The organism is Paenibacillus curdlanolyticus YK9 (assembly GCF_000179615.1).
Taxonomy (GTDB): domain Bacteria; phylum Bacillota; class Bacilli; order Paenibacillales; family Paenibacillaceae; genus Paenibacillus_T; species Paenibacillus_T curdlanolyticus.
In genome coordinates this window covers 112509-124800 of record NZ_AEDD01000012.1, presented here as the reverse complement: position 1 = coordinate 124800, position 12292 = coordinate 112509, and the positions used below count along the sequence as shown (strand labels likewise).

Here is a 12292-nt window from a genome sequence, read left to right as displayed (position 1 = left end):
GAATTGCACCTACCCGACAATGGAGGAGGGCATCGGATGAAAGGGATTTTCAAAGGCATGGGCGTCACGCTCAAAGCGATGACCGCCCCGAAGGTAACGACCTCATACCCCGACGCGCCATACTTTATGCCGGAGCGATACAGGGGTATTCAGCATTTTGAACCGGATCTATGCATCGTTTGCAACCAGTGCGTGCGCATTTGCCCGACGGATTGCATTACGCTGACCGGCAAGCCCAATCCTGATCCCGATAAAAAAGGCAAAGTCATCGACACGTTTGATCTTAATTTTGAAATTTGCATCCTATGCGATCTGTGCACAGAGGTGTGTCCGACGGAAGCGATCGTCATGACCGGCAATTTTGAGCTGGCTTCGTACAGTCGTGACGAGCTCTTCAAGGATAAGCAATGGCTGACGGATAACGATACGCGCGTTCGCGAGGACAATAACAATATAGGAGCACCGCAGAAGGGGGGAGCCAAATGAATGGGCAGCATCGACTGGAACGGTGAATTTGTCGCGTTCTTCGTGCTCTCGGTATTGATGATCACCGGTTCGGTGCTTATGGTCAGCTTCACGAAGGTCGTGCATATGGTGTTGTCGCTGGCAGCCGTCTTCTTGGGCGTTGGCGGCATGTTCATTATGTTGGATGCGGAGTTTCTTGCTTTCGTGCAGGTGCTGATCTATGCGGGGGCGGTCTCTATTTTGATGATATTCGGCATCATGATGACGAACCATCAGGAGGCGTCCGGCGAATCGGTAAAGCCGCTGCGCGAAACGCTTGCGGCTGTAGCGGCGATCGCGTTGTTCGGCCTGCTGTTCTTCGTCATTCAGGCAGCGGATTTTACGGATACGTCAGGCGCGGCGCCGCCGCCTGCGGCTGACAATACGCTAGCGATTGGCGAGCTCCTGTTCCATGGATACATCGTACCGTTCGAGCTTGTCTCCGTGCTGCTGACGGTTGCATTCATCGGGGCGATCGTGCTGGCGAGGAAGGAGGCGGACTAGAATGCTCGGATCTTATTTGACAATCGCAGCTATTCTGTTTTGCATCGGCTTATATGGGGCGCTGGCGAAGCGGAATGCGATTATCGTGCTCTTATCGATTGAACTGATGCTCAATGCCGTCAATTTGAATTTAGTCGCCTTCTCCAAATATGGCGTTGTGCCGTCGCTAAGCGGCCAAATGTTCGCGCTGTTCACGATCGCGGTAGCCGCTGCAGAAGCGGCGGTGGGCGTTGCGGTGCTGGTGGCGCTGTTCCGAGCGCGCGGGACGATTAAGACGGATGAAATCGATGAGCTGAGGGGGTGAGCAGACAATGGCATATTCACAAGCAGCTTGGCTCATTCCGGTGTTCCCGTTAGCCGCCTTCCTCGTACTGACGGCATTAGGGCGCAGCTTCCGGCGCTCGGCGCCCATCATTGCCTCGATCGGGACGCTTGGCTCCCTTGCGCTATCCGTTCTCGTCATGGTGGAGGGCGTCGAGTATCGGGATCGGATCAATTGGATCAAAATCGGCGATTTATCGCTCTCCATTGGCTTTGACGTCAACCATCTGACCTCACTCATGCTCGTTATCGTGTCGATCGTCAGCTTCCTCGTGTGCATGTATTCCGCTGGCTATATGAGAGATGATGAGCGGCTGACCGTCTTCTATGGCTACGTGTCGCTGTTCGTCTTCGCCATGATGGGGCTCGTGCTGGCGGATAACATGCTGATGCTGTACCTGTTCTGGGAGCTGGTCGGCGTTTGCTCCTTCCTGTTGGTGGGCTTTTGGTACCATAAGCCGGAAGCGAAAGCCGCTGCGAAGAAAGCGTTCATCGTTACGCGCATTGGCGATGCCGGTCTGCTGCTGGCAGTGCTGCTGCTCTTCTGGTATATGCCGAACCATGCGCTTGACTTCGTCGGCATCCAGAACGTGTTTCAAGGCCAGTCAGGCGCGGTGGACGCCCAAATTACAACGCTGATCGCGCTTCTCGTCTTTATGGGCGCAATCGGCAAATCGGGCCAATTCCCGCTGCATGTCTGGCTGCCTGATGCGATGGAAGGCCCGACGCCGATCAGTGCGCTTATCCATGCGGCCACTATGGTAGCGGCAGGCGTGTTCTTGATCGCACGGACATTCGTTCTATTTGAAGCATCGGCTGTTGCCATGGATACAGTAGCTTACATAGGCGCCTTCACTGCGCTGTTTGCCGCATCGATCGCGCTCGTCCAGCATGATGTGAAACGCATCCTGGCCTACTCCACCATCAGCCAGCTTGGCTACATGATGATGGCGCTTGGCGTCGGCTCGCTGACAGGCGCGATCTTCCATCTCATGACGCATGCATTCTTCAAAGCGCTGCTGTTCTTAGGCGCAGGAAGCATCATTCATGCGACCAAAACGCAGGACATTCGAGAGCTGGGCGGATTGGGCGGCCGCATGCGATTGACCGCGCTGCTGTTCGGCGTCGGGGCGCTGGCGCTGTCCGGCATTCCGCCATTTGCAGGCTTCTGGTCCAAGGATACGATTCTCGCGGCAGCGCTCGACAGCAATCCCGCGCTGTTCGCGGCAGGCCTGCTGGGCGCCTTGTTGACGGCCTTGTATATGGCTAGGCTGTTCTTCCGCGTTTTCGCGGGCAAACCGAGCGCGATATCCGAGGCGGCGCACGAATCGCCAGCGGTCATGACGATTCCGATGCTCGCATTAGCGGTGCTGGCGCTTGGAGCGGGATTTGTCGAGACGCCATGGTATGACGGGCTTAGCCAATGGCTGCTTGGCGATGAAGCGCCTGCACATGCAGCAGACGGCTATACTGTGCCGATAATCGGTGCCGCAGTCGCTTTACTCGGCCTTTATATCGGCTGGCTTGCCTACGTGAAGCGGACGATACGGCTCTCCGCTGCGCTGGACGCCATGCCAAGCGCGAGAAGGCTGCTCGAGAACGGCTACGGCCTCGATGCGCTATATACTCATTTGATCGTGAAGCCATATCGCCTGCTGGGCTCTTGCGTACAGCTATTTGACCGCTATGTCGTCGATGGGCTTGTCCAGCTGGCTGCATTCGGTGTGTCCGCGCTTGGCCGCGGAACGGCTCGCCTGCAAAATGGCCAAGTGCAGACCTACGGGCTGGCAGCCGTCATTGGCCTGCTTGTGCTCATCGTCGTGCTGGCGGGAAGGAGGCTGTGGTCATGATGATCCCGGATTGGCCGATTTTATCGCTTATCGTCTTCTCCCCGCTTGCCGGCGCAGCCGTACTGTTGGCCATGCCAAAGCAACGTGCGCGTCTGCTGCGGATCACCGCCATTATTGCGACGCTGCTGCCTTTGGCTCTGACATTGTGGTTATATGCGGACTTTGACGCGAACCGGGTTGGCGATTCCTTCGAGGAGTACGCCGCATGGGTGAACATCCCGCTCGATCAAGCAGGGCTTGGCGGCGGCGCGGCGTCTTATGGGCTGCATCTGGATTATCGGCTCGGCATTGACGGGCTGTCGCTGCCGCTCGTACTGCTGGCGACCGTCATCACGGCGATGGCGGCGCTCGCCTCTGTCACGATCCGAAAGCGGTGGAAGGCGTACTACATCTGGCTGCTCGTGCTGGAATGCGGGATGCTGGGCGTTTTCTTGGCCCGGGACTTATTCCTGTTTTTCATCTTTTTCGAAATCACCTTAATTCCGATGCTGTTCCTCATTGGCATCTGGGGGCTGTTTAACCGCGAGAAGGCGGCTACCCGATTCCTGATCTACAACGGGCTCGGTTCAGCCGTTATGCTCATCGTGTTCGCAATCGTGGTGATGACAGCTGGCTTCTCGATTGGCGACACCCAGGGCGGCGGTGCGGTGTTCAGCTACAGCGGCAGCTACGAAACCATTCTTGCGAATCTGAGCGACCCGCAGGCTGTCGTTAATCAAGTGGCGGCAGGCAATGTGAATCCGTTCTACTTGTCTAATGGGATGGAAACGGCATTATTCGTTCTCCTGCTAATTGCATTCGGCATCAAGCTGCCGATCTTCCCGTTCCATAGCTGGATGCTGAGCGTCCACCGTGAAGCGCCGGCGCCAGTCGTGATGATTCATTCGGGCATCTTGCTCAAAATGGGCGCTTACGGGCTTATCCGCTTCGGCTTCTTCCTGTTCCCGGAGCAAGCGGAACGGTTCGCGCCAACGCTGGCGGTGCTGGGCCTGATCAACCTGCTTTATGGCGCGGTCATCGCCTATCGGCAGCAGGAGCTGCGAAGCATGCTCGCCTATTCTTCGCTCAGCCATATGGGTATTGTGCTGCTGGGCCTCGCTTCGCTTCATGTCATCGGTATGCAGGGCGCGGTATTCCAGCTCGTATCGCATGGCCTCATCTCTGCGCTGCTGTTTCTCCTTATCGGCAGCTTCTACGAACGAACGGGGACGTCGCGCATCGATGAGCTTGGCGGCTTAGCCAAGGCAGCGCCGTTCATGGCGGGCGCATTGCTCGCCGGGGGATTGGCTTCGCTCGGCTTGCCCGGGCTGTCTGGCTTCGTTGGAGAGCTGCTTGCGCTCTTGGGGCTGTTCGATACGCACAAAGTGATCGTTTCCATCGCGCTGCTGGGGATCATCCTCACGGCCGCATATGTGCTGCGAGCCATAATGGGGATAACGTTCGGAGAGCTTCCAGCCAAGTACGGGAGCATGAAGGATGCGCGGTTCATTGAGGCGCTGCCCATTGTCGTCCTGCTTGCGTTCGTTCTGCTGCTTGGCATCTATCCGTCGTTCCTGACGGAGCTGATGAAGCACGGCTTCGATCCGCTTCTGCATCACATCAACATGAGGGTAGGGGGATAAAGGCATGGCTGCTGAACATACGTTGCTGCCCATGACATGGGCGGATGCCGGATATATGGCTCCCGAGCTTATCCTCCTGGCGATGATGGCGCTGCTGATCATTGTGGATCTTGTGCTGCCTAGACGATTCGATCGCGCGGTCATCGGCTGGCTGTCGTTGGCAAGCCTGCTGGGGTCGGCCGCAAGTCTCGTCTGGCGTTTAGTAGAACGCAACAGCACTGACGGGGGAGAACAGGCGAAGCAGACGATTAGCATTTTGCATGACAGCTACCGGATGGATGATTTCGGCTCTATGCTGAAGCTTCTTCTTCTGGCGGCTACTGCGCTTATCGTGCTGTGGAGCCTCGGCGCAATGAAGCAGGGGGCGTCCGAGCGCGTAGCGCACTTAGGCGAATATTATTATTTGCTGCTGCCTGCTGCGGCAGGGGCGATGATCATGGTCTCGACCGGCGACCTCGTAACGCTGTACGTAGGCCTCGAGCTGCTGAGCATGTCCACTTATATTCTGGTAGGCTTGCGGAGCCGCTCGGCACTTACTGCACAGTCTGCGGCATTCGCATCGGCTGCGTCGTCAGACGGCACGGGCGCGCAGACCTATTCAGCGAAGCCAGCGGAAGCGGCATTCAAATATGTCGTGACCGGCGGCATTTCGTCCGCGCTAATTTTGTTCGGCATGTCCTATATTTACGGGCTGACAGGCTCGACGAATATCGGTGAGATCGCCTTCGGGCTGCTGCAGGTCAAGGCTTCCTTCGAAGAGCTGCTGATTGTAGCGTTCTTCTTCCTGCTGGCGGGCTTCGGGATCAAAATCGCCGCAGCGCCCTTCCATGCCTGGGCGCCTGATGTATACGACGGAGCGCCGACGCCGATCAGCGCCTTGCTCGCTGTTGTCACGAAGACAGCGGCAGTCGCAGCCTTGCTCCGGTTGTTTTACAATCTCGTCTATTCGGCGGGCGGCGTACATGGCAAGATCGGCACGACGATGTTCCGCGCCGTACTCGTTATCGCGGCTTGCGCCATGGTTGTCGGCACAGTCAGCGCGCTTGGCCAACGGAACGTGAAGCGACTGCTGGCCCTATCTGGCGTGGCTAATGCCGGTTATCTGCTCGTCCCGATCGGGTTATCCTTCTACGGGGTGCATACGAATAATGCAGCGGAGCTGTACTTTTATGCCGCGGCGTACTTGTTTATGAACATCGGTGCTTTCGCAGTGGTATCTATTGTAGGAGGCACGGGAGAGCGGGTCATCGAGCTGCGCGCCTTCGAAGGGCTGTATTACCGAGCGCCGTGGACGGCAGGGGCGATGATTGCGCTTGTGCTTTCCTTGGCCGGGCTTCCCGTATCAGGAGGATTCTTCGGCAAGCTGTTTATCTTGTTTGGCGCAGCAAGCACGCATGCATACTGGCTGGTTGCGGTTATGGTTGCGACGAGCGTCGTCTCCTACGCTGTCTATTTCGGTATCGTGCGCCAGATGTTCATGCGTTCCTCCGGCAGCGAAGCGGTGAAGGTGCCGACAGCGACAGGCGCCGCCATTTGGTTGTGTACGCTGGCAACGCTTGCGCTGGGCGTCTATCCGAACGGGCTGATGGAAGCTTTCGAGCACGTATTCACGCTAGCTGGCGATTTGTTCGTTTACATGCAATAGCGGAGGGCAAATCTCCGTCGCGATCATTCAACGCCTGATCGATGCGGCTTACAGCCGCTCGGTCGGGCGTTTTTTAGCGCAGCTGGACAAGTTTACTCAGAATTAGGATTGGGACGCCGACATCGGCCATATGGATAGAGTAAGGCGGAATTTGCCATGTAGGAAAGCGGAGGGGGAGTCGTCGTCCGCGCGGTGCTTCATAGAGAAAATCGCCGCGTGCGGAACTCGGAAAGACCGGTCATTTTTCGGCTATAGAAACGGACGGATAGGGCGAAAGTCATTATTTCTTTATCAGCAAGGAAAATATGCGGATGGATCGAAACTATAGGTGGGGGAAGGCGTTTAACCTTGTAGACACTGCAATGGTCGATAACCGGCCGTGGACTTGACTAAGGACGAGGTCACATGTGGAATCAGAAGCGTACACAGACACGAATCTCAATGGAGATCCAGCATATGGGGCAAGGCATAGACGGTGACAACCGCGGATATGGGCAAAAGAAACCGAGATTTCGCGCCATTCTTTTTGGGCTGCTGGCTGTTTCACTGCTGGTCGGCCTGTTCAGCGCCGCTGCGCCTGAAGCATCCCAATCGGCAGCAGCAGCTGTTGCCGCTGACGAAGCTGCGAACGCGAAGGGCAGCAAGAGCGATGAAGCGAGCCTGCCAGCAACAAGCTGGCTGCTTCGTTGGAAGGACGCATCGAGCGCGAAACGGCTGCCTGACACTGTTCTTATTCAGCGGCAGGTAGAGCCGCCAGTCGATGTGATCGCACCCGCGGATGCGAACGCGGTTGATGTGGCCAAGTGGCTGGAGATGCTTCGCGGGAATGAGGATGTTTCCTACGTCGTGCCGAACGCAGCGGTGCATGCGCTTGGAGCGACGGCAGCTCCGGGCCAGGCGAACGATCCGAATTTAGCGAAACAGCGTTATCTCGATCTGATTGGCGCCAAGCAGGCATGGGCAACGGTCCATGACCAAACCAGCATGACGATTGCGCTCGTCGATACGGGTGTTGATTTGGATCACCCTGATCTGAAGGGCAATCTGGTCGAGGGGGTAAACCTCGTCCGGCCGGGAACGCCGCCGGAGGACGACAATGGTCATGGAACGAGCGTGGCAGGCGTCTTGTCTGCTGTCGGCAATAATGGAGTAGGCGTGACAGGGCTGCTATGGCGCGCCAAAATTATGCCGATCAAGGCGCTGGACGAAAACGGATCAGGCGATGAGAGCAAACTGGGCGAGGCGATTTTGTATGCGGTGCGCAAAGGGGCTCGCATCGTCGTATTGTCCGTCGGGCTCTATCGCTACTCGCCGTACATGCGGGATATCGCACAGTATGCGGAAGGCAAAGGCGTCCTGCTGGTGGCGGCAAGCGGCAATGACGGGGAGCAGCTCGGCAACAAAGCGGCAGTAAAGTATCCGGCGGCATATCCAACCGTTCTAGCGGTAGGGGGCGTTATGCCAAGCGGCAAGCCGGAGCCGCGTTCTAGCGCGGGACCGGAGGTTGACCTCGCAGCCCCGTGGGATGTATTTACGACTGCAGTAGGAGGCGGCTACAAATACGAGGAAGGTACCTCTATGGCATCGCCGCAGGTAGCTGCTGCTGCCGCATTGGTGCTGGCGATGCATCCGTCCTATAAGCCATATCAGGTGCGCGAGCTGCTGCGCCAGACGGCGAAGGATATCGGGGCAGACGGCGTGGATGAGCAATCGGGCTATGGTTTGCTGCAGGTGAATCGTGCGGTGACGGGAAGCTTGAAGGTCGACGCGTATGAGCCGAATGATTCGCGTGATCGCGCTGCCAGATTTCCCGTGCCGACACGCCTCTCAGCGCAGCTAACGGGCGGCAAGGATAAGGATTGGTATGTGATCGACGCGCCGTACGACGGAACGCTCTCCATCCAATTGCAAGGCTTGAACGGCCCGAATACGACGATGCCGCCCGTGCGCTTGACGATGTATGCGGGCGACCGTGCCGCTAGCTCGCAGGATGCGAAGCTGGGGAATACGACGGTGGAGTGGAAGGTTAAGAAGGGACGCAACTATATTGAATTGCAGCTTTATGACCGGACACGGACGGATAAGCTGCCGTATTTGCTGACCTCGGATTTTCGAATTTATTCCGATCCATACGAGAGCAATGACAAGTCCTATGAGGCATCCGTATTGCAGGCAAGATCGCAAGTGATTGCAGGGACATTCGATAAGCAGGGCGATCGCGACTGGTTCGTCGTCGATTTTCAGCGCAGCGGGACGCTTCGGTTGCAACTCTCGACCGATACGGTGCGCATTGATCCTAGCTTAGCTGTTCAACGGGCGGGCCAGCAGCTGGTATCGTATGACGATAACGGCGACGGGGAGCAGGAGCAATCGCCGCTCATCACCGTCACGCCAGGCAAGTACTATATTCGGGTATTCAATGCGGCGGCTTCGGACGCGAGTCCCGTTGTCGGAACCTATAGCCTGCGGATGGAAGTCGTGAGCAAATATGATGATCCGAACGAACCCAATGACAAATCGTATGCTTCAACCGTCATGCGGTCGGGTACGGAATACGTAGGCGTAATCGATAAGTCTTCGGATGAGGATTGGTTCCAGCTTCGATTGGATCGGCAAAGCTACGCGTCATTGGCGCTTAGCGGCATTCCGTCGGGACGGACAATGACGGTAACGGTATACGATAAGCGCCAAGCGAAGGTGAAGACGATCAAATCCGTTGCGGGCCATGCCCAACTGTCGGCGGGTCTGTTATTGAACCAAGGGCAGTACACGTTCAAACTCACCTCGGATGCGCCGTTTGACTCGCAATACTATCGGTTTAAGGTTAAGACAGCGCCATTAGTGGCCGGATACCGAGATATTGACGGTCATTGGGCGGAAACCGCAATAGCGTCGTTAACCAAGGAGGGCATTCTCTCCGGGTATTCGGACTATCGCTTCGCGCCTGATCGCGCCATTACCCGTGCGGAAGGCGCAGCGCTGCTCGTTCGCGCTTTTGCATCGAAAGCAGAGCCGGCAAAGATTGATTTTCGCGATGTGCCGTCGCGGCACTGGGCCTTTGGGGCCGTGGCTGCGGCAGTAGGCGCAGGGTATATGAACGGCTATCCAGACAATCGCTTCGGGCCAGACCAGCTATTGACGCGCGCAGAGATGGCCGTTATGCTCGGTCAGGCTGCAGGCGTGCGTCCGGTCAGAACGCAGCAGCCGCCGTTCCGCGACGTGGCAGCGGACAATTGGGCTGCGCCGATGCTGACGGCGATGCTTGCGAAGCATATGATTGGCGGCTATGCTGATAATCGGTTTATGCCGGGGCAATCGGCGAGTCGTGCCGAGTTTGCTGCGATGCTCTATCGCATCCGACATTAGTCGACAGAGGACCTAATGAATGAAGGGAATTTTACCGATGAATATGGAAGATATTCAACTGAGCTACGGGATTAATGGCCTGCTTTCAATCGTGGTCGTGATCCTTAGCATTCTGTTGGCTTGGTTTGCGCTGCAAGAGCTAAAGCTCGAGACGCTTTTCCGTAATCCGCGAAGCCCGAAAGCCCGGTTGCTGCTGCTTATTCTGGCAACCGTGATCGGCCATTCCTTCGCATCTTTTATACTGGATTACGTGCAGTGGACGACGATGCTGAAGGGATTTGTCGAATAACATTTGCGAAACGTGTCAACAATGGGTAATACATGACGGAACGAAAAATGCAACTCGAGTCGAATAGTATGAAAACGGTTGTCAAAAAGGTACGTTTTGGCAGGCGAAACAGCTTTCGATTATCGCCCGGAAAACGCGAAATGGCGGGCTTTCGCACATTGCGGAGGCAAATAGCAAAGGCAGGCGCCGGAACAAAATAACGCTTGTCGATTCGTGTAGAGGAATGGTAATATGAAGGTTGGAGTAAACGACTATTGAGCGGCAGAGTTGGAACTAATTACCATCTACAAGACGGCATGTTGAAGACGCTCGTCCCGACTAGCATCGGGAAGTAAGGCAGCCGTTATACACCGTAATTAATCGAAGTCGAATACGCAGCTATAGACGTTTAAATAAAAGAAGAAGCGGCAGAGAACAAAAATGCAGCGTGCGGAGGGAATTCATAACATGAGCAAAATTATCGTCCGCGGAGGCCGACGGCTGTCGGGTACGGTTCGGATTCATGGTGCCAAAAATGCAGTACTTCCCATTCTTGCAGCCTCAGTGCTTGCAAGCGAAGGAGAAAGCGTCATCGCCGACGTTCCCCTCCTCGACGATGTGCTGACGATCCGGGAAGTAATCGCATCGCTGGGAGCGGATGTCCAGCAGGGCCCAGAAACGATGATCATTCGGGCAAACCGCTTAACGGCGAATGAGCCGCCAAGCGAGCTGGTACGCAAAATGCGCGCATCCATTCTCGTGATGGGTCCGTTGCTCGCGCGTACCGGACAGGTACGCATTTCATTGCCTGGCGGATGCGCGATTGGCATGCGGGCGATTGACCAGCATTTAAAGGGCTTCGAGGCAATGGGCGCCGAGATCACGCTTGGTCAGGGCTTCATTGAGTCGAAGGTGAACGGCCGATTGAAGGGCGCCAAAATTTATCTCGATGTTGCAAGCGTAGGCGCAACTGAGAACATCATGATGGCAGCTTCGCTGGCAGAAGGCACGACGACGATCGAGAACGCGGCGAAGGAGCCGGAAATCGTCGATCTGGCGAATTACTTGAACGCGATGGGCGCTCATGTGCGCGGAGCGGGCACGGACGTCATTCGCATTGAAGGCGTGGAGCGGCTGCAAGGCGTTCGTCATACGGTTATTCCTGACCGCGTAGAAGCGGGTACTTACATGATTGCGACTGCGATTACGGGCGGAGATGTATTTATCGAAGGCGTCATTGCTGACCATCTTGCTCCTGTTATTTCGAAGCTGCAGGAGATGGGCGTATCTATCGTGGCGACAGACAACGGCGTGCGTGTAACAGCTGACAAACCGCTGAAGTCCGTTGACGTGAAGACGCTGCCTTATCCGGGCTTCCCAACCGATATGCAATCCCAAATGATGTCGCTTCTGCTCGTCTCTGATGGTACGAGCGTCGTGACGGAAACAATCTTCGAGAATCGCTTCATGCACGTGGAAGAGTTCGCGAAGATGAACGCTCAGATCAAGGTGGACGGCCGCGCGGCTATTATTACAGGCGGGGCGCCGCTGTCCGGTGCGAAAGTATGCGCGACGGATCTTCGCGCTGGCGCTGCACTGATTTGCGCGGCATTGGTGGCTGATGGGGAATCGGAAATTACGGGTACGCATCATATCGATCGCGGATATGTGAATATTGCGGGTAAACTTGCTGCGCTTGGCGCGCAGATCGAACGGGTTGACTCGGCAGTAGCTCCGGCACCCGCTGCTGCGGTAGCTCCGGTAGCTTCACAAGAGCCAGCGGTTGTAACCGTGGTGGAGGCTGTGCCGTTCAAACGTGAGAAAGAAGTAGCGATGATGAACGTCCAGCCTACGTGGGCGTAATAAAGGAAGGCGATGCAGAATGCTGCATCGCCTTTTTTTGTTTTGGGGCAGCCCCGCTGGCGGGTAGTCTGGGGGAATAGGGAATAGAAATCTTCCCTATTGCCCCGCTGGCGAGCAGCCTGAAGGAATAGGGAATAGAAACCTTTCCTATTGCCCCACTGGCGAGCAGCCTGAAGGAATAGGGAATAGAAACCTTCCCTATTGCCCCGCTGGCGGGTAGTCTGGGGGAATAGGGAATAGAAACCTTCCCTATTGCCCCGCTGGCGAGCAGCCTGAAGGAATAGGGAATAGAAATCTTCCCTATTGCCCCGCTGGCGGGTAGTCTGGGGGAATAGGGAATAGAAATCTT

At 56.4% G+C, this 12292-nt stretch carries 9 protein-coding genes; all 9 read left to right on the top strand.

Going from position 1 to position 12292, the window contains the following annotated elements; translation table 11 throughout:
- The first annotated feature begins 36 nt into the window (after positions 1-36).
- The gene (nuoI, locus tag PAECUDRAFT_RS20480) at positions 37-486 is read left to right on the top strand and encodes an NADH-quinone oxidoreductase subunit NuoI (RefSeq protein WP_006040056.1); all 450 of its coding nucleotides are present in this window, start codon (positions 37-39) and stop codon (positions 484-486) included.
- Entirely contained in the window at positions 487-1008 is a 522-nt protein-coding gene (locus PAECUDRAFT_RS20475) for an NADH-quinone oxidoreductase subunit J (protein ID WP_006040055.1), read from the top strand.
- Between the two features lies 1 nt (position 1009).
- Positions 1010-1312, top strand: a complete 303-nt coding sequence (gene nuoK / locus PAECUDRAFT_RS20470; protein ID WP_006040054.1) for an NADH-quinone oxidoreductase subunit NuoK — start codon at positions 1010-1012, stop codon at positions 1310-1312.
- Between the two features lie 7 nt (positions 1313-1319).
- Entirely contained in the window at positions 1320-3179 is a 1860-nt protein-coding gene (gene nuoL / locus PAECUDRAFT_RS20465) for an NADH-quinone oxidoreductase subunit L (protein ID WP_006040053.1), read from the top strand.
- Positions 3176-4801 carry a complex I subunit 4 family protein gene (locus tag PAECUDRAFT_RS20460; RefSeq protein ID WP_006040052.1) on the top strand — a complete coding sequence of 542 codons (1626 nt, stop codon included), beginning with the start codon at positions 3176-3178 and terminating at the stop codon, positions 4799-4801. Before nuoL ends, PAECUDRAFT_RS20460 begins: the two co-directional genes overlap by 4 nt.
- Positions 4802-4805: 4 nt before the next feature.
- The gene (locus PAECUDRAFT_RS20455) at positions 4806-6446 is read left to right on the top strand and encodes an NADH-quinone oxidoreductase subunit N (RefSeq protein WP_006040051.1); all 1641 of its coding nucleotides are present in this window, start codon (positions 4806-4808) and stop codon (positions 6444-6446) included.
- 456 nt (positions 6447-6902) lie between these two features.
- On the top strand, positions 6903-9812 hold the full coding sequence (locus tag PAECUDRAFT_RS20450) for a S8 family peptidase (protein ID WP_006040050.1): 2910 nt from the start codon (positions 6903-6905) through the stop codon (positions 9810-9812).
- 19 nt (positions 9813-9831) lie between these two features.
- Positions 9832-10101, top strand: coding sequence for a DUF1146 family protein (locus PAECUDRAFT_RS20445; protein ID WP_006040049.1), 270 nt, complete (start codon positions 9832-9834; stop codon positions 10099-10101).
- Positions 10102-10548: 447 nt separating this feature from the next.
- Positions 10549-11943 carry a UDP-N-acetylglucosamine 1-carboxyvinyltransferase gene (murA, locus tag PAECUDRAFT_RS20440; RefSeq protein WP_006040048.1) on the top strand — a complete coding sequence of 465 codons (1395 nt, stop codon included), beginning with the start codon at positions 10549-10551 and terminating at the stop codon, positions 11941-11943.
- Positions 11944-12292: the final 349 nt, after the last annotated feature.

What these genes read in the sequence shown, in the direction of transcription:
- nuoI (WP_006040056.1), top strand. Translation starts at nt 37, where the DNA reads ATGAAAGGGATTTTCAAAGGCATGGGCGTCACGCTCAAAGCGATGACC.
- PAECUDRAFT_RS20475 (WP_006040055.1), top strand. Translation starts at nt 487, where the DNA reads ATGGGCAGCATCGACTGGAACGGTGAATTTGTCGCGTTCTTCGTGCTC.
- nuoK (WP_006040054.1), top strand. Translation starts at nt 1,010, where the DNA reads ATGCTCGGATCTTATTTGACAATCGCAGCTATTCTGTTTTGCATCGGC.
- nuoL (WP_006040053.1), top strand. Translation starts at nt 1,320, where the DNA reads ATGGCATATTCACAAGCAGCTTGGCTCATTCCGGTGTTCCCGTTAGCC.
- PAECUDRAFT_RS20460 (WP_006040052.1), top strand. Translation starts at nt 3,176, where the DNA reads ATGATGATCCCGGATTGGCCGATTTTATCGCTTATCGTCTTCTCCCCG.
- PAECUDRAFT_RS20455 (WP_006040051.1), top strand. Translation starts at nt 4,806, where the DNA reads ATGGCTGCTGAACATACGTTGCTGCCCATGACATGGGCGGATGCCGGA.
- PAECUDRAFT_RS20450 (WP_006040050.1), top strand. Translation starts at nt 6,903, where the DNA reads ATGGGGCAAGGCATAGACGGTGACAACCGCGGATATGGGCAAAAGAAA.
- PAECUDRAFT_RS20445 (WP_006040049.1), top strand. Translation starts at nt 9,832, where the DNA reads ATGAAGGGAATTTTACCGATGAATATGGAAGATATTCAACTGAGCTAC.
- murA (WP_006040048.1), top strand. Translation starts at nt 10,549, where the DNA reads ATGAGCAAAATTATCGTCCGCGGAGGCCGACGGCTGTCGGGTACGGTT.